General features: G+C 70.8%; 26 protein-coding genes and 1 pseudogene. 8 read left to right on the top strand and 19 right to left on the bottom strand.

Annotated elements, in window-relative coordinates:
• Nucleotide 1 precedes the first annotated feature (1 nt).
• Nucleotides 2-2,371: a chemotaxis protein CheA gene (locus BM290_RS31565; RefSeq protein ID WP_093619554.1), complete on the bottom strand. Its 2,370-nt coding sequence runs from the start codon at nt 2,369-2,371 to the stop codon at nt 2-4.
• 85 nt (nt 2,372-2,456) lie between these two features.
• The gene (locus BM290_RS31560) at nt 2,457-3,155 is read right to left on the bottom strand and encodes a response regulator transcription factor (protein ID WP_093619553.1); all 699 of its coding nucleotides are present in this window, start codon (nt 3,153-3,155) and stop codon (nt 2,457-2,459) included.
• 308 nt (nt 3,156-3,463) lie between these two features.
• Here BM290_RS31560 and BM290_RS31555 point away from each other — a divergent pair, with 308 nt between their 5' ends.
• The gene (locus BM290_RS31555) at nt 3,464-4,030 is read left to right on the top strand and encodes a CAP domain-containing protein (RefSeq protein WP_093619552.1); all 567 of its coding nucleotides are present in this window, start codon (nt 3,464-3,466) and stop codon (nt 4,028-4,030) included.
• Here the strand turns inward: BM290_RS31555 and BM290_RS31550 are convergent, their stop codons facing one another.
• Nucleotides 4,031-5,092: a UDP-N-acetylmuramate dehydrogenase gene (locus BM290_RS31550; RefSeq protein WP_093619551.1), complete on the bottom strand. Its 1,062-nt coding sequence runs from the start codon at nt 5,090-5,092 to the stop codon at nt 4,031-4,033.
• A 48-nt stretch (nt 5,093-5,140) separates the two neighbouring features.
• Here BM290_RS31550 and BM290_RS31545 point away from each other — a divergent pair, with 48 nt between their 5' ends.
• The 3 genes from BM290_RS31545 (at nt 5,141) to BM290_RS31535 (ending at nt 8,398) form a co-directional block, all read left to right on the top strand.
• The gene (locus tag BM290_RS31545) at nt 5,141-5,899 is read left to right on the top strand and encodes a maleylpyruvate isomerase family mycothiol-dependent enzyme (RefSeq protein ID WP_093619550.1); all 759 of its coding nucleotides are present in this window, start codon (nt 5,141-5,143) and stop codon (nt 5,897-5,899) included.
• A gap of 85 nt (nt 5,900-5,984) precedes the next feature.
• The gene (locus BM290_RS31540) at nt 5,985-7,370 is read left to right on the top strand and encodes a GH1 family beta-glucosidase (RefSeq protein ID WP_093619549.1); all 1,386 of its coding nucleotides are present in this window, start codon (nt 5,985-5,987) and stop codon (nt 7,368-7,370) included.
• A gap of 14 nt (nt 7,371-7,384) precedes the next feature.
• Nucleotides 7,385-8,398, top strand: coding sequence for a LacI family DNA-binding transcriptional regulator (locus BM290_RS31535; RefSeq protein ID WP_093619548.1), 1,014 nt, complete (start codon nt 7,385-7,387; stop codon nt 8,396-8,398).
• Between the two features lie 289 nt (nt 8,399-8,687).
• On the opposite strand, the gene BM290_RS31530 is transcribed toward BM290_RS31535, so the two are convergent.
• The 11 genes and pseudogenes from BM290_RS31530 to BM290_RS31480 form a co-directional block, all read right to left on the bottom strand.
• Nucleotides 8,688-9,206 (bottom strand): O-acetyl-ADP-ribose deacetylase, encoded by a 519-nt coding sequence (locus BM290_RS31530; protein WP_093619547.1) that lies wholly within the window; start codon nt 9,204-9,206, stop codon nt 8,688-8,690.
• A 107-nt stretch (nt 9,207-9,313) separates the two neighbouring features.
• Nucleotides 9,314-10,120, bottom strand: a complete 807-nt coding sequence (locus tag BM290_RS31525; protein ID WP_239143793.1) for an EI24 domain-containing protein — start codon at nt 10,118-10,120, stop codon at nt 9,314-9,316.
• A 181-nt stretch (nt 10,121-10,301) separates the two neighbouring features.
• Nucleotides 10,302-10,817, bottom strand: coding sequence for a hypothetical protein (locus BM290_RS31520; RefSeq protein WP_143134013.1), 516 nt, complete (start codon nt 10,815-10,817; stop codon nt 10,302-10,304).
• A gap of 82 nt (nt 10,818-10,899) precedes the next feature.
• The gene (locus tag BM290_RS31515) at nt 10,900-11,790 is read right to left on the bottom strand and encodes an alpha/beta fold hydrolase (protein WP_093619693.1); all 891 of its coding nucleotides are present in this window, start codon (nt 11,788-11,790) and stop codon (nt 10,900-10,902) included.
• 4 nt (nt 11,791-11,794) lie between these two features.
• Entirely contained in the window at nt 11,795-12,109 is a 315-nt protein-coding gene (locus BM290_RS31510) for a DUF2516 family protein (protein WP_093619544.1), read from the bottom strand.
• A 68-nt stretch (nt 12,110-12,177) separates the two neighbouring features.
• A complete protein-coding gene (locus BM290_RS31505; protein WP_093619543.1) occupies nt 12,178-12,648 on the bottom strand; it encodes a hypothetical protein in 471 nt (156 codons plus the stop codon).
• Nucleotides 12,649-12,656: 8 nt separating this feature from the next.
• Nucleotides 12,657-13,028: pseudogene (locus tag BM290_RS31500) on the bottom strand (helix-turn-helix domain-containing protein); the annotation flags it as partial.
• 95 nt (nt 13,029-13,123) lie between these two features.
• Complete coding sequence (locus BM290_RS31495) at nt 13,124-14,032, bottom strand: asparaginase (protein ID WP_093619541.1); 909 nt, start codon at nt 14,030-14,032, stop codon at nt 13,124-13,126.
• Entirely contained in the window at nt 14,029-14,862 is an 834-nt protein-coding gene (locus BM290_RS31490) for a beta-keto acid cleavage family enzyme (protein WP_093619540.1), read from the bottom strand. The genes BM290_RS31495 and BM290_RS31490 overlap by 4 nt, the downstream gene beginning before the upstream one ends.
• A 54-nt stretch (nt 14,863-14,916) precedes the next feature.
• Nucleotides 14,917-15,942 carry a CAF17-like 4Fe-4S cluster assembly/insertion protein YgfZ gene (ygfZ, locus tag BM290_RS31485; RefSeq protein ID WP_093619692.1) on the bottom strand — a complete coding sequence of 342 codons (1,026 nt, stop codon included), beginning with the start codon at nt 15,940-15,942 and terminating at the stop codon, nt 14,917-14,919.
• A gap of 8 nt (nt 15,943-15,950) precedes the next feature.
• The gene (locus BM290_RS31480) at nt 15,951-16,373 is read right to left on the bottom strand and encodes a Fur family transcriptional regulator (protein WP_093619539.1); all 423 of its coding nucleotides are present in this window, start codon (nt 16,371-16,373) and stop codon (nt 15,951-15,953) included.
• Between the two features lie 18 nt (nt 16,374-16,391).
• Here BM290_RS31480 and BM290_RS31475 point away from each other — a divergent pair, with 18 nt between their 5' ends.
• Entirely contained in the window at nt 16,392-17,129 is a 738-nt protein-coding gene (locus BM290_RS31475; RefSeq protein ID WP_093619538.1) for an aminotransferase class IV, read from the top strand.
• A gap of 52 nt (nt 17,130-17,181) precedes the next feature.
• Here the strand turns inward: BM290_RS31475 and BM290_RS31470 are convergent, their stop codons facing one another.
• Complete coding sequence (locus BM290_RS31470) at nt 17,182-17,781, bottom strand: heme-binding beta-barrel domain-containing protein (RefSeq protein ID WP_093619537.1); 600 nt, start codon at nt 17,779-17,781, stop codon at nt 17,182-17,184.
• A complete protein-coding gene (gene mtfM / locus BM290_RS50810; protein ID WP_043533180.1) occupies nt 17,778-17,882 on the bottom strand; it encodes a small membrane protein MtfM in 105 nt (34 codons plus the stop codon). The genes BM290_RS31470 and mtfM overlap by 4 nt, the downstream gene beginning before the upstream one ends.
• A 14-nt stretch (nt 17,883-17,896) precedes the next feature.
• Here mtfM and BM290_RS31465 point away from each other — a divergent pair, with 14 nt between their 5' ends.
• Nucleotides 17,897-18,271, top strand: coding sequence for a DsrE family protein (locus BM290_RS31465; protein WP_093619536.1), 375 nt, complete (start codon nt 17,897-17,899; stop codon nt 18,269-18,271).
• A 14-nt stretch (nt 18,272-18,285) separates the two neighbouring features.
• Here the strand turns inward: BM290_RS31465 and BM290_RS31460 are convergent, their stop codons facing one another.
• Entirely contained in the window at nt 18,286-19,188 is a 903-nt protein-coding gene (locus tag BM290_RS31460) for a hypothetical protein (RefSeq protein WP_239143792.1), read from the bottom strand.
• Between the two features lie 70 nt (nt 19,189-19,258).
• Here BM290_RS31460 and BM290_RS31455 point away from each other — a divergent pair, with 70 nt between their 5' ends.
• The gene (locus BM290_RS31455) at nt 19,259-19,630 is read left to right on the top strand and encodes a type II toxin-antitoxin system RelE/ParE family toxin (protein WP_093619535.1); all 372 of its coding nucleotides are present in this window, start codon (nt 19,259-19,261) and stop codon (nt 19,628-19,630) included.
• Complete coding sequence (locus tag BM290_RS31450) at nt 19,627-19,959, top strand: helix-turn-helix domain-containing protein (RefSeq protein ID WP_093619534.1); 333 nt, start codon at nt 19,627-19,629, stop codon at nt 19,957-19,959. Before BM290_RS31455 ends, BM290_RS31450 begins: the two co-directional genes overlap by 4 nt.
• Nucleotides 19,960-20,017: 58 nt before the next feature.
• Here the strand turns inward: BM290_RS31450 and BM290_RS31445 are convergent, their stop codons facing one another.
• Both BM290_RS31445 and BM290_RS31440 read right to left on the bottom strand, forming a co-directional pair.
• Nucleotides 20,018-20,449 carry an NUDIX hydrolase gene (locus BM290_RS31445; protein WP_239143791.1) on the bottom strand — a complete coding sequence of 144 codons (432 nt, stop codon included), beginning with the start codon at nt 20,447-20,449 and terminating at the stop codon, nt 20,018-20,020.
• 493 nt (nt 20,450-20,942) lie between these two features.
• Complete coding sequence (locus BM290_RS31440; RefSeq protein ID WP_093619532.1) at nt 20,943-23,174, bottom strand: ATP-dependent DNA helicase; 2,232 nt, start codon at nt 23,172-23,174, stop codon at nt 20,943-20,945.
• Nucleotides 23,175-23,201 lie beyond the last annotated feature (27 nt).

The following is a 23,201-nucleotide window of genomic DNA, read 5'->3' as shown; positions in this document are numbered from 1 at the left end:
GTCAGGCCTCCACCAGCATGTCGTCCATCGAATCGCTGTAGAAGTTCGGGTCGGCGGCGAGGATGGCGCGGCGTACGTCGAGCAGCTCGGTGACCCGCTGCTGGATCACGGCGGTGCCGACCAGGCCGTCCTCCTCGGCGTCGCGGCGTGCGGTGGTCGAGTTCTCGGCTATGTCGACGATCCGGTCCACGACCAGCGCCACGCTCTTTCCGCCCTCGCTGTAGACGACCACCGACACGGTGTCGCCCTCCAGCTCCTCGCCGTACGCCCCGAGCAGGTGCGACAGCCGCACCAGAGGCAGGATCTGGCCCCGGTACTGGACCACCTCGCGGGAGCCGGCGTGCTCGATCCGGTCGCGCGGGAACTCCTCCAGGCGGGTGACGGTGTCCAGCGGGATCGCCACCCGGCGCTCGCCGACCGCGGTGACCAGCAGACGCTCGGTGCCACCACCCTGCTGACCGCGCTTGTCGGAGACCGTCTCGCGTTCCGAGTCGACGGCCAGGTGCGAACGGCGGGCCAGCGAGGACACGTCGAGGATCAGACCCACCTTGCCGTCGCCCAGGATGGTCGCTCCGGCGTACAACCCGATGTCCTTGAATCTGGTGTTGAGGGCCTTGACGACGACCTCTTCGGTGTTCAGCACCCGGTCGACGACCAGGCCGAACCGCCGGCCGTCGGCCTGCAGCACCATGATGTAGACGCCCTGGTCGCCGCCGACCTCCAGGCCGAGCGCCCGGTCCAGGCGGACCAGCGGGAGCAGCTTGCCGCGCAGCCGGTAGACCGGGGCGCCCGAGGCGTACTCGACCTTGGTGGTGTTGCCGTCGATGAAGACCAATTCCAGGACCGCGACCTGGGGTACGACGTACCGCTGGTCGGCGCAGTCGACGGTGAGCGCCTGGATGATCGCGAGCGTCAGCGGAATGGTGAGCCGCCAGACGGTGCCCTCGCCCGGTGTCGAGTCGACGCTGACCGCGCCGCCGATGTTCTCGATGTTGGTCTTGACCACGTCCATGCCGACGCCACGGCCGGAGACGTTGGTGACCTTCGCGGCGGTGGAGAAGCCGGGCTGGAAGACCATCGCCATGATGTCGCGCTTGTCCATGTTCGGAATCTGCTCGGGACGGAGCAGCCCGTTCTCCACGGCCTTCTGCGCGATCCGCTCGACGTTCAGGCCGGCGCCGTTGTCGGCGACCTCGACCGCGACGTGCCCGCCTTCGTGGTACGCGCGGAGCGTGAGCGTGCCCTCCGGGTCCTTGCCGGCGGCGATCCGCCGCTCCGGCTCCTCGATGCCGTGGTCGACGGCGTTGCGCACGAGGTGGGTCAGCGGGTCCTTGACCGCCTCCAGCAGGCTCCGGTCGAGCTCGGTCTCCTTGCCCTCCATCACGAGCGCGACCTGCTTGCCGAGCGAGTTGCTCAGGTCCCGGACGACTCGGGGCAGCTTGGACCAGATGTGCTCGATGGGCTGCATCCGGGTCTTCATGATGCCCTCTTGCAGCTCACTGGTGATCATGCCGAGCCGCTGGGCGCTGCGGACCAGACCGGAGTCGCCGATCTCCATCACGCCACGGACCAGCTGGTTCCGGGCGAGCACCAGCTCACCGACCATGTTCATCAGGGTGTCGAGCAGGTCGACGTCGACCCGGATCGCGCTGTCGGCGATGCTGCGCTTCGGCGCCTGCGACTGCAGCGCCTCGCTGACCGCCGTCGGCGCCGCCTTGCCCTCCTCGAGCAGGATCGTGCCGAGTTTGCGTTCGTCGCCCTCGATCTGCTGCTGCAGTGCCGAGGCGACGTCGGAGGCCTGCGCGGCGCCGGCGTCGACGAGCATCTGGCCGAGCGGCTGGCGCTGGTCGGTGACCGGCTCGGGCGCCGGGCGGGCGGCGGGCGCCTCATGCTCGACGCTGACCGGGGCCTCGGCGGCCGGACCGCCCTCGGCGGGTGCGGCCTCGGCCGGTGCAGCCTCGGCGGCCGGAGCGGCGGCGTCCGTCGGGGCGTCCATCTGCGCCTTGATCCGGACGATCATGCTCTCGATGTCGACCTCGGCCTCGGACCCGTTCTCCTCGATGGAGGAGAGGATCGACCGCACACCGTCGATGCAGAGCAGCAGGACGGTGATGGTCTCCGGGGTGACCGGCTGGACGCCGTCGCGAAGCCGGGACAGCAGGGACTCGCCGGCGTGCGCCAGCTTCTCCAGGCGGGAGAACGCCAGGAACCCACTGGTGCCCTTGATCGTGTGGATCGCCCGGAAGATGCGGGAGATCAGGTCACGGGAGCCCGGCTCCTGTTCGAGGCTGACGAGGTCCCGGTCGATCTGGTCCAGGTTCTCGTGGCTCTCCATGAGGAATTCGCCAACGATCTCGCCAAGGTCTTCCACAGCTTGCTACCTCCTGCTCGGCTTCACTGCCCTCATCGACCCCTCGGGGCACCAACTGAGAAGATCGCCCGGTACGCCGGAATGATCAGGACTCCCCGCCCGGGCGGCGGTAGCGATAGCCGAACCCGCGCACCGATTCGATCGGTGACTCGTCCGGGTCGGACCAGCCGAGCTTGCGCCGCAGACGCAGCACCGCGAACTTGACCCGCTCCTGGCCGATGCCGGTCGGGTCGTCCCAGGCCTGCGTGAGCAGCTGGTTCGGTGAGAGAACCGCGCCGGCATGCCGCACCAACGCGTTGAGCAGGCGGAACTCGGTCGGGGTGAGACGTTTCTCCTCACCCTTGACGTAGACCCGGCGCTTGGTCGGGTCGAGGTGCACCAGGCCGTCGTCGTAGACCTGGCTGGCCCAGCTGTTCTGGCCGGAGGACGAGCGCCGCAGCAGCGCCTCCACCCGGGCCAGCAGCTCGTTGTTGGCGAACGGCTTCGTCAGGTAGTCGTCGGCGCCGCCGCGGAGGCCGCGCACCTTCTCCGCCTCCTGGCCGTGAGCGGTGAGGACCAGCACCGGCACATCCGAGACGTCGCGCAGCCGCTCCAGCACCTGCCAGCCGTCCATCTCCGGCAGGCCGACGTCGAGCACCACCAGGTCGGGGTGTTCGGCGTAGGCCTCCTTCAGCCCGGAGCGGCCGTCGGCGGCGTGCGCCACCTCATAACCGGCCCGGCTGAAGAGCAACCGGAGAGCGAGTGCGATGTCCGGGTCGTCCTCGACCACGAGTAGGCGACTCATCGTGTGCTCACCCTGTCCCTAACCCGCACTGGCGGCGCAAAACCACCATATAGCGTGATGTCACCGCCTATTTACGGACAGTGACAGTCTAGCGTCGGGTGACGGGGTCGGAGCCGGTCCGCAAGGATCCGCCGAGACGGGCCGAATGCCGGATCCTGCGGCGGCCCGATCAGGACATCCCTACAGCCTGACATTTCCCGTACGGCTTATCGCCCTTTCCGCGAAAGATGTGACACGCCGCGTGCAACGGGGTGCGATAGCCGTGTCGGGCGATCCGCGCCCGATCAATGCGTTCCGGGAGGCAACCCGTGTTCGACCAGGTGGTACGACGCGTCGCCACGCTCGCGGCGGCACCCGCACTGTTCGTACTCTCCGCACCGGCTCTGGCCACCGGGCCGGCCGTCCCGCCACGCCCCCAGCAGATCACGCCGACCCCCACCGTCACCGCCACACCGAGTCCCACGCCGTCGCTCAACCCCGCGCAGATCCGGGCCCGCGTCGTGATGGTGCAGGTGGTGCGGCTGACCAACGAGGAGCGCAAGGAAGCCGGCTGTCCCGCGCTGACCGTCGACGGCCACCTGGTCACCGCCTCTCTGCGGCAGAGCAACTACATGGCCCGGACCAGGCTGTTCAGTCACGTGTGGCGGGACGGCTCGACCTTCGTCGACCGCAGCGAGCAGTCCGGGTATCAAGCGCCGGCCGGGGAGAACATCGCCTGGGGATATCGCAGCGCGACCGAGGTGATGAAAGCCTGGATGGCCAGCCCCGGGCACCGGCACAACATCCTCAACTGCGAGGCGAAGTCGTTCGGCGCCGGGGTGGCCTTCGCGGTCGACGGCACTCCCTATTACACGCAGGTCTTCGGCTGGAAGTGATCAGAGCTCGCAGCCGACCAGCACCGGCTCCGGGTGCAGCTCCACGCCGTACCGCGCCCGGACCCCGTCCCGGATGGTCCGGGCCAGATCGAGCAGCGCCGCCGTGGTGCCGCTCCCGCGGTTGGTGAGCGCGAGCGTGTGCTTCCCGGAGATGGCCACACCGTCACCGGCGAACCCCTTCGGGAAGCCGGCGTGCTCGATCAGCCACGCCGCCGGCAGCTTCACCAGCCCCTCCCCGGCCGGCCAGTGCGGCGCCTCGCCGATGCCCGCCAGCAGGCCGGCCGGGACCACCGGGTTGGTGAAGAAGGAGCCCACCGACCAGGTGTCCCGGTCCTCCGGGTCGAGCACCATGCCCTTGCCGGCACGCAGCTTGAGCACCGTGTCGCGGGCCTGGCGCAGCGGCACCCGGTCACCGGCCTCGGCGCCGAGCGAGCGGGCCAGCTCGGCATAGCGGATCGGGGCCGACTCGCCGGAGCGGGACAGCCGGAAGTCGACGGCGGTCACCAGGTAGCGGTCGTCGTGCTTGAAGACGCTCGTCCGATACCCGAAACCGCACTCCTCGGGGGTCATCACCCGGATCGCGCCGGCCTGCCGGTCGTAGGCGTGCACCGCCGCGATGGTGTGCGCGACCTCCTGCCCGTACGCCCCGACGTTCTGGATCGGGGTGGAGCCGGCCGCGCCCGGGATGCCGGAGAGGCACTCGACACCGGACAGGCCGCTCGTCACCGCGTACGCCACGAAATCGTCCCAGGGCTCGCCTGCCGCGACCCGCACCAGGACGCCGGAGGCGTCCTCCCCGACCACCTCGACGCCGCGGGTGCGCAGCAGCAGCACCTCACCGTCGAAGCCGTCGTCGCCGATCACCACGTTGCTGCCGCCGGCGAGCACCAGCAACCGCCGCCCGGCCGCCGCGGCCGACTGCACCGCGCCGACCGCCTCGTCCGTATGGACCGCGGTGGTCACTGTGCCTGCGGGCCCACCGAGGCGTAGCGTCGTGTATGCCGACAGGAATCTCTCCGGGGCCGAAGGGGTATCAGTCACGACGCCAACCCTAAGGTCCATCCGAGGGAAGGTTCACCGGCGGTCCGGCCGAGCGGGGAGACGACTGCGATGAACAGGTTGCACGCGACGAAGGATTTCTGGCTCGCAGCGCTGCGCGCCGATGGGCCGGCGCTCTGGGACGCCGTCGCCGAGACCGGCCCCGAGCCGGCGATCCCCGGCTGCCCGGACTGGACCGTGGCCGATCTGGCCCACCACGTCACCGAGGTGCTGCACTGGGTGCGCAGCACGGTGACCCGCGGGGTCACCACTCTTCCGGAGAGCGCGCCGGTGCTGGAACGCAGTGACTGGCCGGAGACGCTCGACCTGCTGCGGCGAGAGCTGACCGGCACGATCGAGACGCTGGAGGCGCTCGATCCGGACTTCCCGGCGTGGAACTGGGCGCCCCAGCCGAAACGGGCCGGGTTCTGGGACCGGCGGATGGCGCACGAGATCTCGGTGCACCGGTGGGACGCCGAGTCGGCGGCTGGGCGGGCCACCCCGATCGAGACGAAACTCGCGACCGACGGCGTCAGCGAGATCCTCGACTCGTGGCTGCCGGCCGGCAAGCGGCAGGGCCCGACCGATCTGCACGGCGTCGTGCACCTGGTCGGCACGGATGCCGGGCAGGAGTGGTTCGTCCGCCTGCGGGGCACGGGCATCGCGTTGCTGGACACCGGAACGATCCTGGACAGCGACGATCATCACGCCCGGGCGAAGGTGATCGGCAGCGTCAGCGATCTGCAATTGGCCCTGATGGGCCGCAAGCGAGCGGACCAATTGGCGCTCAGTGGTGACCCTCGCCTCTTCCAAGCACTGCGAACGGGCTGAAGTTCCGAGCGCTTACCCTTGTTGGAGCGCTCTCAGGCCGTAAGATGAACCGGTTAAGTTCGGCGGATCATCAGGAGCAGATGACATGACGGCAACCGTCACGTCCACGTCGGCGCAGCCGGCCCCCACGGGGATCACCTTCCCCGACGGCTTCGTCTGGGGGACGGCCACGGCCTCGTATCAGATCGAGGGCGCCGCGAGGGAGGACGGTCGCGGCCCGTCCATCTGGGACACCTTCAGCCGTACGCCGGGGAAGGTCTTCGCGGGCCACACCGGCGACGTCGCGTGCGACCACTACCACCGGTATGCCGAGGACGTCGCCCTGATGGCCGACCTCAACCTCGGGGCGTACCGTTTCTCGGTCGCCTGGCCGCGCATCCGGCCGGACGGCACCGGCCCGGTCAACACCCGTGGTCTCGACTTCTACGACCGGCTCACCGACGAGCTGCTCAGCAAGGGCATCGACCCGGTCGTCACCCTCTACCACTGGGACCTGCCGCAGACCCTGGAGGACCGCGGCGGCTGGACCGTGCGGGAGACCGCCGAGGCCTTCGCCGAGTATGCGCAGGTCGTCTTCGGCCGTCTCGGTGACCGGGTCGGCACCTGGACCACGCTCAACGAGCCGTGGTGCTCCGCCTACCTCGGCTACGGCAACGGCATCCACGCCCCCGGCCGGCAGGACCCGGCCGGCTCGCTGGCCGCCGTCCACCACCTGAACCTCGCCCACGGCCTCGCCGCCCGGGCACTGCGCTCGGCCGGCGCGCGCAACATCAGCATCACGCTCAACCCGTGCGAGGTCTCCCCGCTCGACCCGGCGAACCCGGCCGACGTCGCTGCCGCCCGCATCATCGACGGCGTCGCCAACCGGATCTTCTTCGACCCGATCCTGCGTGGCCACTACCCCGCCGACGTGCTCGAGCACGTCTCCCGGATCACCGACCTGTCGTTCATCAAAGACGGCGACGAGGAGATCATCAACGCCCCGATCGACGTGCTGGGGATCAACTTCTACACCCCGTCGTACGTGTCGGCGAAGCCCGGCCAGCCCGCCGCCCTCGACTACCCCGGCAGCGAGGGCATCGCCTTCCGCAAGCCGGTCGGCCCGGTCACCGACATGGGCTGGCAGATCGAGCCGGAGTCGCTGACCCGCCTCCTCACCCGCATCCACCGGGACTACCCGGGCACCCCGCTGATGATCACCGAGAACGGCGCGGCCTACCCCGAGGGCGTCCACGACCCGCTGCGCATCGAGTATGTCGACGCCCACCTGCGCGCCTGCCACGACGCCCTCGCGGCCGGCGTCGACCTCCGGGGATACTTCGCCTGGTCGTTGATGGACAACTTCGAATGGGCCGAGGGGTATGCGAAGCGCTTCGGTATCGTGCACGTCGACTACACGACGCAGCAGCGTGTGCTCAAGGACAGCGCGAAGTGGTACCGCGAGGTGATCCGGCGTAACGGCCTGGAGTAAAGACGGGGGCACATGTGACGACGCGGGAACGACCCACTCTGGAAGCGGTCGCCCGTCGTGCCGGGGTGTCCCGCGCGACGGTGTCCCGCGTCGTCAACGGCTCCACCACGGTCGCGGCCGCCATCCGCGAGGCCGTCAACCGGGCCGTCGAGGAGCTCGGCTATGTGCCGAACCAGGCGGCCCGCAGCCTCGTCACCCGGCAGACCGACTCGATCGCGCTGATCCTCCCCGAGACGGCGAACCGGGTCTTCTCCGACGACCTGTTCTTCCCGGCCATCATCCGCGGTGTCGGCTCCGAGCTGGAGGCCGCCGACAAGCAACTGGTGCTGATGATGGCCGGCTCGGCCGCCGGATACCACCGGGTCGAGCGCTACGCCGTCGCCGGCCACGTCGACGGCGTCATGTTCGCCTCCATCCACGGCGCCGACCCGCTGCCCGGCCTGCTGGCCCGCCGCGGCATCCCGGTCATCTGCAGCGGCCGCCCGATGCTCGCCGACCCGCCGGTGCCCTACGTGGACGTCGACCACGCGGGCGGTGTCGCCGCCGCCCTCCAGCATCTGATCACTTCCGGTCGGCGGCGGATCGCGACGATAGCCGGCCCACAGGACATGGTGGCCGGTCTCGAACGCCTCACCGGCTACCGCGAAACCCTCGGCGCGGCCGGCCTGCCGTCCCTGGTGGCGGCCGGCGACTTCACCCGCGACTCCGGCGTGACCGCGATGCGCGCGCTCCTCGACCAGGACCCGGATCTCGACGCGGTCTTCGCCGCCTCCGACCTGATGGCCCACGGCGCGTTGCAGGCCCTGCGTGATGCCGGCCGCCAGGTGCCGGAGGACGTCGCGGTGATCGGTTTCGACGACTTCGAGATCAGCCGCTACAGCGACCCGCCGCTCACCACGGTCCGCCAGCCGATCGCCGAGGCGGGCCGCGTGATGGCTCGGCAGTTGTTGCGCCTGATCGCCGGCGACCCCGAGATCGACCCGGCGATCATCCTCCCCACCGAACTGATCATCCGAGCCTCCGCCTGATCACTTCCGATCGTCTCCGCTGCCACCTTTGTCGCGGGCCCGGCCGGCGCGGCGTTTCGACCCCTTCTTTGTACGGCCACCAGGACGAACCGTGAGCCACCCCGGAGAGGTGGCTGCCCACTCCCGGCCGACCCGCGGCCGCCGGGCTGAAGCCGCTGGTCACCGCCCACACCTCCACCGATCGCCACCGTGCCCGGCTCGCTCCTCGCCCATGCTGCCGGCAACGCTGGGTGACCGATCGCCCTCCGGCTGAGGTCGCCGACCGATCACCGGCGTGATCGACCGCGATTCATCCGAGGCTCGCGGCCACGCGGCGGGCGGTCGCTGCCGTGTCCGCGCCGAACAGCACCAGCGCCGCCGCTCGGAGGTGCTTCGGCTCGGCCACGCGAAGCACCGTGAGCGCCTGGCGGACCGCATCGTCGACCGGCCACCGATAGATCCCGGCCGAGATCAGCGGAAACGCGATCGTCTCCGCGCCGAGCCCATCGGCGACCTGTAGCGAGTTGGCATAGCAGGCCCGGAGCAACTCCGATCGGTCCTCGTCGGCACTGAAGACCGGCCCGACCGTATGAACCACCCACCTGGCAGGAAGCCGGCCGGCGGTGGTCGAGACCGCCTGGCCGACGGGGAGCCCTCGCCCGTACCTCGAAGCGCGAAGCATCCGGGTCTCCGCCAGGATCGTCGGGCCACCTTTCCGATGGATCGCCCCGTCCACACCCCCACCGCCGAGCAGCGACGAGTTGGCCGCGTTGACGATCACGTCGACTCGCTGGACGGTGATGTCGCCTTCAACCAGTTCGATGTCCACGCCCGAACCGTATCCATCGAACCTGTGGAATCCGCCGCACCGGCTGGTCCTCGTTGCTGCCCGCAGCGACCGGCAACAGCCATCCGGTTCGGAGGGAGACTCCTTGCCTACAGGGAGGCGGTGGAGGTGATGGTGATCGGCTTGCCCAGGGAGCGGCGGGCCAGCAGGGTGGCGCCGGCGATGGCGGCGGGCATCAGGAAGACGGCACCGAGCGGGATCAGGAAGACAGCGAAGACGGCGGCGCCGAAGCCCAGGGTCAGCGGCTTGTTCCGGGCCAGCACCTCACGACGGTGCCGAAGCCGCCGGCCACGACGCTGGAACGGGACGCCGGTCAGCTCCAGGGCGAGCAGCCAGCCACCGACCGCGCCGGCCAGCACCGGGATCGCCGTCTGGCCGACCACGGGGATCAAGCCCAGCAGGAAGAGCGGGATGGCGACGAGGACGGAGATCCCGACGAGTTTGAGGGAGTCGACGAGGCTACGGCGCAGCGTGCGCCAGAAACCGACGTCGACCGCGTCGGGGACACCGCCGAAACGGTCCTCCACCAGTTCGGAGACCTTCTCGTAGAACGGATCGCCGATCAGCAGGGTGACCGCGGTGAACGTGAGCACGGACAGCAGCAGGCCGAGCCCGAGAACAGCGATCCCGCCGAGCACCCGGATCGTGCCACGCAGCCACTCGGCCCAGTCGTCGGCGAACCAGGTGACCTGCGCGGAGAGGTCCGGCAGATAACGGATCAGGAAGACCAGCGCGACGATGTAGAGGATCCCGGACAGCAGGGTGGGCAGCAGTCCGAGTAGGAGCAGCCGGGGACTACGCAGCACCAGGCCCAGGCCGCGCCCGAGCAGACCGGCCCCGGTCGCGAACTCACGGAAGGCCGTCACCGGCCGGGTCTCACTCAGATCACCGCTCACGTTCCGGGAGCTTAGATCCCGGGTTCCAGTACGGACAGCGCCAGCCCCACTTTCCCGCGCCGCCGAGCCCGAGCCACCGAACCCCCGGGCCGGCATCCAGCGCCGTATCGAACCCCGAAACAGCGCCATGGGAAGGCGACCGGCGCTGGGCGCTCGCCGGGAGAGGGCGGGGGAGGCCGGGTCAGCGGCGCCAGTAGCGGAAGCGCTCGAAGCCCATCTGGTCGGACGGCAGCGGCGGCGGGAACGGGAACGGCGGCGTGGCGCTCGGGTCGAACGGGAACCCGAACGGGTCGTCCGGTTCGCCGGAGACCTGCGTCGGTGTCGGCACCGGCGGGTTGGTGAGCGGCGGTGGGTCGGTGGATTCGACCGGGAACCTCGGGTCGGCGGTCCGGGTGACCGTGACCGTCGCCGTGACCGTGCTGGGGCCGGGGGCGGGGGTCGGCTTGGTGTGGGCCGGGTCGGCGGTGGCTCGTGGTGGCCCGGCCGTGAAGCCGCCGGCTGCGGGTCCGCCGGGATTGCGGCCGGCGCCGGGAGCCGAGCCGAGGGCGCCGTCGCCGCCGAGAGGACCTCCGAGACCGGAGGCGCCCAGGGTGGCTTGGGTTACCGCCGGAGCGCCCAGCGCCCAACCGGTCACTACCGCGAACGGCAGGCCGACGACCAGCAGAGCGAGAAAGACGGTCTTAGGGGACAAACGCACGTACGCTTCACCGGATGAGGGCCGTCAAAAGTTACGGCTTTCGGACATAAGGCCCGCAAGTCACCAGAGCCGGGAGCGTCGGTTACGACTCGTTCAGGAACGAGGAGACACGGGTCCGGAGAGCGGCACGGTTGCTCCAGAGGACGGCGGGGTGGTCATACACCTCGAGGTCGGCTTCCGGAAGCAGGTCGGCTATCCGCTCCGCCCAGGATGCCGGGTGGGTCTCGTCGCCCAGGCAACCGATCACCAGGGCGCGGCCGCGGAACTCCTTGAGCAGTGTCTCCTCGGCAAGGGCGGGCGCCGACCACACCGATGCGATCTCCGGGGCCAGGCCGTCGCGTTGCAGCTGCTCGACGCGCTGGCGCAGGTAGCTCCAGCCGGCGGGGGTGTTGCGGACCGACGGTGGCATCTCGCGCTCGACCGCGTCGGCGATCATCGCGGCCTCGCCGGACTCGACCGAGGCCAGCAGGCGCTCCAGACGCTGCACGGAGGCGGCCGCGCGGACGCCGTCGAGCGGGGCGGGAAGGTAGAGGACCACGCGCTCGAAACGGTCGGGGCTCTCGGCGAGCAGACGGCAGAGCGCGGCCGCGCCCATGCTCACGCCCACCGCGCGGGTGGCGCCCGACAGATCGGCGACGGCCAGCAGGTCGGCGGCTAGGTCGGCGAAGGACCACGGGCCGGGCGGCACGTCGGTGCGGCCGTGCCCGCGGAAGTGGAAGAACACCCGGCGGCCGGCGACCGCGCTGCCCAGGGGACGGGTGCCGGAGATGTCGCCGGCCAGCCCGTGCGCGAAGACGGTGATCGGGTCGCCGGCGCCGGTGGTGAGCTGCTCCACCCGTACCCCCGAGGGGAGGGTGACCATCTCGGTGGCCGGACCCGGCAGCGTCGGGCGGCCACCTCGCGGCCCGGTCCGATCGACGCGCTGCAGGCGCGGCCCACCGTCCGGCGGAGGCGGACCGAAACGGCCCCTCACCACGTCACCAGAAGCCCTTGCCGTCCGAGATGTCCTTGAGACCAGGACGGACGTCGAGCATGTAGATCAACCCCGCGGCGATACCGACCATGGGGATCAGCAGATAACCACGGATGAGGAAGCTGAGCACCAGCAGGACGGCCAGGATGCCGGCCCACGCACCCTTCGGCAGGGTGCCGAGCGCCTGGAACGCCGGCCCGCGCTGGGTCAGACAGTGGATCAGCGCGACGGCCTGGATCCCCACCGCGAGGAGCATGACGATGATGTCGATCCAGATGACGACGTACTGGTAGGGCAGTAGGTCCAGTCCTGTGGTCATGAGGGAGAGTCTATGCCGCGGGCCCCGGCACATGCCGGGGCCCGCGGTCATGGCAGGTCAGTGTCGGATCACTCGGCGGAGCCGGCCGGCTTGACGCGCTTGCGCGGCTTCGGCGCGGCCTCGACGGCCTTCGCGTCCTCGACGGCGGCCTCGACGGCCTTCGGCTGCTCGGTGGCCTCGATGTCGGAGTTGACCACGTCGGCGGCCTCGACCACACCGGTGCCGACCACGCGCTCGCCGCGGGCGACCAGCTCGTTGTAGACGGCGACGGCGCGCTCCTGGGCGACCTGGGCGAAGTTGAGAGCGGCGGTGGTGGCGCTGTCACGCAGGGCCACGAAGTCGGTCTCCTGGGCCTTGCCGCGCAGCTCGGCGGCCTTGGTGCCGGCCTGGTCGTTGTACGCCTTGAGCGAGGCGGCGGCCCGGTCGCTCAGCTCGTTGAGCACGGCCGGCAGCTTGCGGAGCTGCTCGTAGGCGGCGTCACCGGCGCCGGCGGCGGCGTAGAGGGGGGCGGGGATCCTGGTCTTGGTCTGCTCGGTCATTTCTGCTCCTCAGCGTCTTCGGCGGGCTGCGCGTTACGCGCGTTCTCGTTGCGGAACGTCTCGTAGATCTGCGTCAGGGACTGCTTCTGCGCGATCGTGAGCTCCGGGTCGACCGCGATGGCGGCCAGCACGCCCTGCTGGCCCTCGCCATCGAGCAGCCCGGCCCGCAGGTACATCGCGGGCGTCGACACTCGTAAGGCGCTGGCGATCTGTTGCAGCACCTCGGCGCTCGGCTTTCGCAGGCCACGCTCGATCTGACTCAGGTAAGGGTTGCTCACCCCCGCCTTGTCGGCGAGCTGCCGGAGCGAGATCTTCGCGGTCTGCCGCAGGTCTCGGATGAAAGTTCCGATGTCCTCGGGCAGGTCCTTCGGCGTGGCCATGCTTCGACGTTAGCCCGGGGTGCTAGCTCCTGCAAGCAGAACGCTTGCAAAAGCTAGCGTGAACCGAGTCACCCCTGAACTTCGCCCCTAGGGGCTCAGAAGACGGCGCGGACCTCGCCCACCGGGCGGCCACCACCGAGGACGACCTCCGGCAGGTCCGGCACGTCCAGACCGAGCCGGCGCAGGGCCGCGAGCAGCACGGGTACGCGCGCACGCGTCGCGCCGTCGGAGATCTTGAGCGCGACCGCGCCCACCCCCGCCACGGCGGCCGCGGACACCCCGTCGGCTCCGCGCTTCACGATCAGGCCGGGCATCGCGGTCATCAGCACGGTGTCCTCGGAGCCGGTGCCCGCCACCAGCTCGGGGTGTGCCCGCATCGCGTCGGCCACCCGGCGCTCCGGGGTGCCCGGCTCCGCCTCGACCAGGCGCTGGAAGGCCCGGGCCAGCCCGAGCGGGGAGATCGCGAAGATCGGCGCCCCGCAGCCGTCCACCGCGAGCGCGGCGATCGGCTCGCCGGACAGCCGGCTCACCGTGTCGGCCAGTGTCTTCTGCAGCGGGTGGTCGACCTCCAGGTACGACTCCAGGGGCCAGCCGTTGACCACGCAGGTCGCGAGGAAGCCGGCGTGCTTGCCGGAGCAGTTCATCAGGATCCGCTCGGGTTCGCCGCCGGCCCGGAGCCAGTCGCGTTTCGCGGTCTCGCTCAGTGGCAGGTCGGCGGGACAGCGCAGCGCCTCCGGCCCGAGCCCGGCCGCGGCCAGGATGGCACGCACACGTTCCACGTGGAACGTCTCCGCGTCGTGGCTGGCGCTGATCAGCGCGAGGTCCGCCTCCTCGCGCGGGACCAGCCCGGCGGTGAGCAGGCCCACGGTCTGCAGAGGCTTGTTGGAGGAGCGGGGGAAGAACGGCGACTCCACGTCACCGAAGCTCGCGCCACCGACGACGGCGACCACCCCGTGGTGGACGCTCTCCACGAAACCCGAACGGATCACCTCGGCGACGATCATCGGGCCGGGACCCCCAACAGCTCACGGGCCTGCGACGGGGTCAGCGGCGGGCGCTGGGCGAGCTGGGCGAAACCGACGGCACGGGCCACGAGCTGCATGTTCGACTCGACGGCACGGCCTTTGGCGTACGTCAGAGTGTCCTCCATGCCGACCCGCAGGTGCCCACCGGCCGACAGGGACGCGAGCATCACCGGCAGGGTGCTGCGGCCGATGCCGGTCGCCGAGAACGTGGTGCCCTCCGGCAGGTCACGGATCACCTGCTCGCAGGCGACCAGGGCGGCCGCCGTCCCGGGCATCCCGCCGGGCACGCCCATCACCAGGTCGACGTGCACGTGACCGCCGAACGGCAGGCCGTGCCTGGCGAGCAGCCGCTGCAGGGTGGTGAGCTGGCCCAGGTCGAAGATCTCGTACTCCGGGACGATCCCGCGCTCCTGCATGCGGGTGTGCAGGTCGACGATGAACTCCCAGCGGTTCAGGAACACGTCGTCACCGAAGTTGACGGTGCCCATCGTGCAGGACGCCATCTCCGGCCCCGCGTCGAGCACGGCCAGCCGATCCGCCTCCGGATCGTGCACCGAGCCACCCGAGGAGAGCTGCACGATCAGGCCGGTGGCCTCGCGCAACCCGGCGACCGTGTCCCGCAGCCGGCCCTGATCGAGGGTCGGCTGGGCGTCGTCGTCCCGGATGTGGACATGGATGATCGAAGCGCCCAGCGCCTCGCACTCCTTGGCGGTGGCGGTCAGCTCGGCCAGGGTCACTGGCAGGGCCGGCGCGTCCACCTTCTTGCTCTCCGCGCCGGTCGGGGCGACGGTGATCATGGTCCCGGTCATGCCTCGCATCCTGCCACGGCCCTCTCGCCCGCCGGCAGTCTCCGAACCGACGCGTCAGACGTCGATGGCGGCGGCCGACTCCCCCACGGTGAGCCGGGCGTCGTCGGGAACGTTGCGCTTGAGGACCGCCAGGGCGACCATGCCCAGCTCGTGATGCCGGACCGCGGTGCCGACGAAACCGACCGCCCGCCCGTCCAGCTCGACGGCGGTGCCCCGGGCCGGCGGGTGGTCGGTGGCCACCCCGTCCAGGTGCAGCAGGACCTGACGGCGCGGCGGACGGCCCAGGTTGTGCACCCGGGCGACCGTCTCCTGGCCGCGATAACAACCCTTGTCCAGATGTACGCCCGGAGCCATCAACTCGATCTCGGCCGGGATGGTCCGGTGGTCGGTCTCCCAGCCGAGCCTCGGAATACGGTGAGCGACCCGGACCGCCTCGTAGGCCCAGAGCCCCGCCCGCCGCACACCGAGCTGCTCGATGATCGCGTCCTTACCGGACCTCGGCACCAGCAGGTCCACGCCGAGCGGCACCCGGCGTGCCAGTCCGCCCTGGAAAGCTCGTACCGCATAGAGGCTCGTCGCCCTCGCCGGAACGGACCCGGCGGCGAACCGCGGACCCGGCACCGCACCCACCTGAGGGGCCGCGAGGTCCGGGAAGAGGCCGGCCGCGTCCGGGCCGACGAGCGAGAGAACCGCCAGCTCAGCGGTCGCGTCGCGCGGCTCGACCCGAGTGAAGAACCGCATCGTCTCCAAGTATTTGAGCAGGCCGGCACCGGCGCCGGGCTCGGTGTCCAGCCACGCGGTCGTCCCGTCCTCGGTGACGTAGGCGTGCTGCTCGACATGCCCGTTCGGCGAGAGAACCAGCAGCTCACTGCCCTGATTGGCGCTCAGCGTGGACAGGTGCTGGGTGGTGAGCGTGTGCAGCCAGCTCGCCCGCTCCGCACCGGGCACCGCGATCACCTCACGGTTCGACCGGTCGACCAGGCCGACCCCGGTCTCCAGCAGCCGCTGCTCCCGCATCGGATCACCGAAGTGCGCCGGCACCCCGGCATCCGCCGAACCCGGCTCCAGGTCCTCGACCATGACGGTGGTCACTCGGCCTCCTTGCAGTTGCCGCACACTCCGAACAGCGAGACGTGCCCCACATCGACCCGGAAGTCGCGCTCCCGCAGCAACCGGTCGGTCACCGGCTCCATCACCGCCGGATCCACCTCGGCGATCGACCCGCACGCCCGGCACACCAGGTGCACGTGCTGATCCTCGCCGGCCGCATGATACGTCGGGGAACCGTGCGACAGATGGGTGTGATTGACCAGGCCGAGCTCCTCGAGCAGCTCCAAGGTCCGGTAGACCGTGGTGATGTTCACGCCGGCGGCCCGCTCACGGACCGCGTTGTGCACCGACTCGGGTGTCGCATGACCGAGCTCGTGCACCGCTTCGAGGATCAACTGGCGCTGGGGAGTGAGTCGCAGGCCCCGCTCGCGGAGCATGGCGGCTAGCGATGTGGCGGACACGAGACGAGCATAGTTCGGGTGAACGACCGGATCCTTGTCGCGCCCACCGACCTGCTCGGCGACGGCGTGTTCGAAACCGTGCACCTGCGCCCCGACGGGCCGTGGCTGCTCGACCGGCATCTGGCCCGGCTCTGCCGGTCCGCCTCGATCCTCGGTCTGCCCGAACCCGATCTCACCCCGATCCGGGACCGCGTCTTCATCTCGACGGGCGCGCTGCGAATCATCTACACCCGCGGTCTCCTCGACGTCTCGGTCTCGCCGTTCCCGGAGACGGCGCTGCGCGAACGGCGCGACGGCGTCCGCGTCCTCAGCGCTGACCGGGGCATCTCGGTCCGGCGGCGGCCGCCGTGGTCCATCTCGGCGGCCAAGTCGCTGTCCTACGCGGAGAACTTCGCGGCTCGCCGATGGGCGGCGCGGCAGGGCGCCGACGATCTGATCTGGCTTTCCACCGAGGGGTACGTGCTGGAAGCGCCCACCGCCTCGGTGGTCTGGCTGGCCGGGGACGAGCTGTGCACGGTTCCACCGGATGAGGCGGACATCCTGCCCGGCATCACCGCGGCTCATCTGCTGTCGCTGGCGCCGTCGCTGGGACTGCGGGCCGCCGAGCGGATGATCACCCTGCCCGAGCTGGTCGCGGCCGACGCGATCTGGCTGTCGTCGTCGCTGCGGGGCCTCGCCGAGGTGACCGCACTCGACGGAACACCACGGGCGCGCTCACCGTGGACCGGGCGGCTCCTGGCCGCTCTCGGCTTCTGACGTCACCAGGCCGGCTCTCAGCACGGAGAGCCGGCCTGGATCGGTTTGGCTCTCAGCCGCCGATGCGGAGCAGCCGCGCCGACATGTGCGGCTTCAGCCCACTGTTGTCGACGGCGATCTCGTGCGCGTAGAGCAGCGCCCCCTCGACGATCCCGAACAGCCGGTGCCCGCCGGTGACGTGCAGGCCGGACGGCGTATACGCCACCGCGTCCGCCGCCATCTCCAGCCGGGTCGTGGCCGCCTTGCCCAGGTAGAGCTCGGCCACCCCGTCCGGGCGGATCATCGTGGCCTCCATCTCGTCGCCCGGCCGCCCGTCGACCAGCACCGGACGCCAGAACCCGGACTCGACGAGCGCCTGACCGAGCGGCTTCGACTCGTCGTCGAGCAGCCAGGCCCGCGACTCATACCGCAGGAACGACCGGCCGTCGTGGCTGATCCGGATCTCCTGCGCGAAGTTGTAGTCGTCCTCCTCCGGGAACCCGCCCTGTCCCCGCCCGCGCCACAGCCCGACGAACGGCAGCAGCCCGAGCAACGACGGATGCAGATCCGGCCCGGACCGCAGGTCGTGAGTGTCCTCATAGGGATACCCATCGACCGGCGGAGCGTTGAGCCACGGCGGCGGGCCCAGCGGGTTTTCCGTCTCGTTGCTCACCAGCGTCCCCTCGAAATGCGCATTGCCAGATAGCCGAAGCCGCCGGCCAGCCCACCCAGGGCGGCCACCAGCAGACTCACGAACCCGATCTCCGTAACCATGACCGGCCCATCTTATGCTGGCCGGTATGGCACGTTTGCTGGTCGTCAAGGCCACCGCCGGCGCCGACGCCCCGGAGCGCTGCAACCAGGCGTTCAACGTCGCCGCGACGGCCGCCACCGCCGGTGTCGACGTGTCCCTGTGGCTGACCGGTGAGTCCACCTGGTTCGCCCTGCCCGGCCGGGCCGCGACGTTTCAGCTGGCCCACGCCGCTCCCCTCACCGACCTGCTCGAACTCCTCCTGGAAGCCGGCCGCGTCACCGCCTGCACCCAGTGCGCGGCCCGCCGCGAGATCACCCCCGCCGACGTCGTCCCCGGCATCCGCATCGCCGGCGCCGCCGTCTTCGTCGAGGAGATCATGGCCGAGGGCGCCCAGGCCCTCGTCTACTGACGGGCCTCCGGCTTTCAGCCGGCCCGGCAGGCGGTGGTCACGCTCACCCGGAAACGATCACGGTCCGCGGTGACCACCACACTTTCCGACCCGCTGCGGTACGCCCAGCCGCCCGCGTCCGACCACACCGGGACCGTCCCCTCGGGCACCCCTTTCGGCCCGCTCTCCGGCGCGGCCGGGCCCGCATCACGCACGAACGTCGACATCGTCCCGCCGCCCGGACAGGCCACCGCCCGGGCCTCCGCCGCCACGCCCTCGGCACCGGGCGTCGCCGCCGGGCTCGCGCTTGCCGGCGCCGTGCTCCCGGCGGTGATCGCGGCGACGGTGCTGTCGAGCACGGCCGGCGCCGCCCCGGCGGGTGGATCGGTCAGATCCAGGTCGCCCACGGCCGGCCGGCAGCCGGTGAAGACCCGCAGCGTGAGCAGATGATCAGCCGAGTTCGCCTCCGACTCGATCCCGACCTGCTCCCCCGCGTCGGCGAAGAACGTCAGCCGCGTGCCTCCACGGCTGGTGACCACGCCCGCCCGATAATCCGCGGGCAACCGCTTCACGACGGTGTCCAGCGCCGCCCGCGCGTCACCCTCGGGCACGTAGAGGCCGACCGCGCGGCTCGCCTCCTGCCCGTCCCACACCGGGGTGATCGCACATTTCTCGACCTGGAGCGCCCCGAGGCTCAGCACCCACCGCTCATCCTGAGCCGCCGCGACCACCGCCCCCGACGCGACCCGGAGCACCGCCACGGCCCGCCCGACGTCACGCTGCTCGGGCACGGTCGGCGGATCGTTGCGCACCGACCAGAAGCCGATGCCGATCAGCACCACACCCCAGATCCCGACCGCGGCCCACAGCCATCGCCGCCGCGGCCCGGTTCCCTCCGGCGGCGGATACCCATACCCCGGCCCCGTCACGGCAGCCATGGTGACACGCCACGTCCGATCGGCCGACACACGACTCAGCGGTGATATAAGTTTTATTTATACTCGCCGGATGTGGGAGATTAGACTCCATCCCGAGGTGGAGGAGTGGTTCTTACACCTGTGCCTCGCCGATCCCGGCAGTGCGGACCTCATCGCCGAGGCCATCGACATCCTCGCCGAACGAGGCCCCACCCTCGGGCGACCGCTGGTGGACCGCCTCAAAGGCAGCGGGTTTCACAACATGAAGGAGTTACGGCCGGGCTCCTCCGGCGCCACCGAGATCCGGATGATCTTCGCTTTCGATCCGGCGAGGGAAGCCATCTTCCTAGTGGCAGGAGACAAGTCCGGTCATTGGCGAGAATGGTATGAACACGCCATCCCATTGGCCGACGCTCGATTCGCCGAACATCTCAAGGCGCTGAACGAGGAGGGTGAGCGATGACCGAAGCCGCGAACTGGCGCGACGTCAAGGCGAAGGCTCGCACCACCGACCCGGACTGGGACAGCCCCGACCGCACCGCACGCCGCAGCCGCATGCGTGAGCAGATGCTCGCCACGGTCAGCGGCGCCCGTCTCGCCGACATCCGCAAACAGCTCGGCATGACCCAGAGCCAGCTCGGCGAAGCCACCGGCCTGAGCCAGGCCCGAATCAGCCAGATCGAGAGCGGCGACGGGATGACCCTGGATGTTCTCCGCGTCTACGTCGCCGGCCTAGGGGGACACGTCGAGATTGTGGCCCGAATCGGAGACATCCAGCTCAACGTCGCCTGATCGGCCTGATCATCGGGTGGGAGCAGGCGCACTCGTCACCGGAAAGCGGAGCAACTCGTCACCGGAAAGCGGCGTACTCGGAGGAGGCCAGGAAGCGCTCGATGATCTCCGCGCTGCCCGGCGTGAACGGGCGGTCCAGCACCTCGGCCGCCGGGATGAAGAGCATCGCCGCGCCCTCGCCGAGGACCACGTCGTCCTGACCTGCGGAGGTCGTGCCGTAGAAGTAGTTCTTCACCCGGCTCCGGTGGGCGCCCTGGGCGGGCAGTTCCTGGCGCGCGAACAATTGCAACGGCCCGTCCGGCCGCAGGCGCGTCTCCTCCCACAACTCCCGGACGGCCGCTTCGCCGGGTGTCTCGCCATCCTCGACGGCGCCACCGGGCAGGCCCCAGACGTTCGGGTAGTAGGACGCCTTGTCATCCCGCAGTTGCAGCAGCAGGGCGCCGCTCCGGTCGACGAGAAACGTGCAAGCGATCTCCAATGACCCCGTCACCAACAGCCCCGTCCGTCGTAGATCTTGCGTCTTCCCGCCCATCCTCGCCGACCTTCACAAGACCCTCACCGGCGACCGTGGCGCACATGGGGCGCCGCGAACGATCGAACCGGCCCCACGCAGACGGCGAGCCGGCGGGTTGAAGGCCGACCTTCCCCCCTTCACGGGAACGGCGGTCGCCGCCAGGCAGGCAAGCCACACGAAAAGCCGGCCGACCACCCGGAATGCCCCCGCCGCCGCGCAGGGCGAGCCGCCCAGGAAAGGCTCGTCGCCGCGAGGCAGGTGAGTCACGCGACAAACCCAGGCGACCATCCGGAAGGCCCATCTCCCCACGGGAACGCCGTGGCTGCGAAGTGGGCAGATCACACGAGAGACCGGGCGGCCGGGGAGGCGCCTCGCCCCGCGGATGGGGCGCTCATGTGAAACGGACAGCCGTCACGAGACCGGCCACGGAAGCCGGGCGGCGGCGGTGGGGTGCCTGGTGGAGGGTGGTTCAGGCGTTGGCCAGGCGGCGTAGGGCTCCTTCGGCGACGTCCGGGCGTGTGGTGTACCAGAACGGGGGCAGGGACTTGCGGAGGAAGGCGCCGTAACCGCGGGCCGTCTCCAGGCGGGAGTCGAGGACGGCGACCACGCCCTTGTCTCCGGTGGAGCGGATCAGGCGGCCCACCCCCTGGGCCAGACGGACCGCGGCGATCGGGACGCTGACGGCGGAGAAACCGGAACCACCCGAAGCATCGACGGCGGCTGCACGAGCGGCGGCCAAGGGCTCGTCCGGGCGGGGGAACGGCAACCGGTCGATGACCACCAGCTGGCACGAGTCGCCGGGGACGTCGACGCCCTGCCACAGGGACATCACGCCGAAGAGGCAGCTCGCCTTGTCCTCCTTGAACTTGCGGACCAGGATCGGCAGCGTCTCCTCACCCTGGAGCAGGATCGGCAGGTCGGTTTTGGCGCGGAGCAGCTCGGCGGCCTGGGTCGCCGCCTTGCGGGAGGAGAAGAGCCCGAGAGTACGCCCACCGAGCGCCTCCACCAGCCGGAGCAGCTCGGCCCCGGCCGCGTCGGGCAGACCGGAGGCCGCGGGCCGGGGCAGGTGCGCCGCAACATACAGAATGCCCTGTTTGGGGTAATCGAACGGGGAACCGACATCGAGCGACGTCCACCCGTCACCGGAGGCGGGAACGGACGCCGCGGCGGAACCGGAAGCCCGCACCGAGCCGGGAGCAGAACCAGAAGCACGGCCGGCGCCAGAAGCGAAACCCGACGCAGAACCTGAAGCGGAGCCGGATGAAGAACCCGACGCGGAAGCCGAAGCGGGGCCGGAAGCCGAAGCGGGGCCGGAAGCCGAGGCAGGGCCGGAAGCCCGGGCCGAGCCGGAGGCCGACGCCGAGCCGGAGGCGGCAGTGCCCGACGGACCCGGGGCCGCGACCGGCAGGCCGAGCGACCGGGCCACCGTGTCGAAACGACCGCCCAGGGTCAGCGTGGCCGAGGTGACCACCACGGTCCGGTCGGCGTAGAGGTTTTCCGCGAGCGTGCCGGCCACCGAGAGCGGCGCCACCACAAGGGCCCGCCGCCCGCCGCCCAGGTCGGATTTCTCCACCCAGGCAACGTCGTACGAATTGTCCTCCAGCAGGCGCTGCGAGGTCGTGGACAGCTCGTCGAGGACGGCTTTGGCCTGCTGCTTGCCGACCGGGTCGGGATCGTCGGACTTGATCTCGCCGATCGCGGTGAGGCCGGCCCGGGTGGCGGACTCGATCATGGAGACGGCCAGGCGCAACCGCTCGGGCAGGCCGTCGGTGAGCCGCCCGGCGGGGAGGTCGGCGAGGCTGACGGTGAGCGCGTCGGCGGCCTCGGCCAGGGACTCGGCGGCGGCCGGGGTGATCATGGTGCGGGAGCGACGGCCGGCCCGCTCGACGGCCTCGGGGGTGATCTCGGCCTGCGCCGCCGAGGAGACCCGGTCGGCCAGCTCGTGCGCCTCGTCGACGATGAGCAGCTTGTGCGGCGGGACGATCTGCCGGCCGGCGATCATGTCGACGGCGAGGAGGCTGTGGTTGGTGACGACGATGTCGGCCTCGCGGGCCCGGGCGCGGGAGGCCTCGGCGAAGCACTCCGCACCATACGGACAACGGCCGGCCCCGACGCAGTCACGGGCCGGCATGGAGACCTGCCGCCAGGCGAGGTCCTCGACGCCGGGGTCGAGCTCGTCGCGGTCGCCGGTCTGCGTTTTCTCCGACCATTTCCGGATCCGCAGGATCTGCTTGCCGAGCCGGGCGCCCTCGCCGAGCCACTGGCCGGCTCTGGGGGCCGCCGGCTCGGCGTCGAAGAGGGTGTCGGTGGGGCCCTCCTCGTCGGCGTGCTCGAGTTTCGCCGCGCAGAGATAGTGGTGCCGGCCCTTGAGCACGGCGAACGTGGGCTTGCGCCCGAGCACCGGCTGGACCGCCTCGGCGAGCCGGGGCAGATCGTGCTCGACCAGCTGGTTCTGCAGGGCCAGGGTGGCGGTGGAGACCACGACCGGGCCGTCGACGAGCAACGCCGGTGTGAGGTAGCCGAGGCTCTTGCCGGTGCCCGTGCCCGCCTGGACGAGCAGGTGCTCCTTGTTCTTCACGGCCTTGTCGATCGCCTCGACCATGGCCTGCTGACCTGGGCGGGCGGAACCGCCGGGGACGGCCCCGACGGCGGCGGCGAGGATCTGCTCGGCGGTTGCCTTTTTCTTACTGGCTGCGGGCACGGAGGAACCGTACCCGCCACCACCGAC

This window comes from Actinoplanes philippinensis (assembly GCF_900113015.1).
Lineage (GTDB): Bacteria > Actinomycetota > Actinomycetes > Mycobacteriales > Micromonosporaceae > Actinoplanes > Actinoplanes philippinensis.
This window is presented reverse-complemented; position numbering and strand designations above follow the sequence as displayed.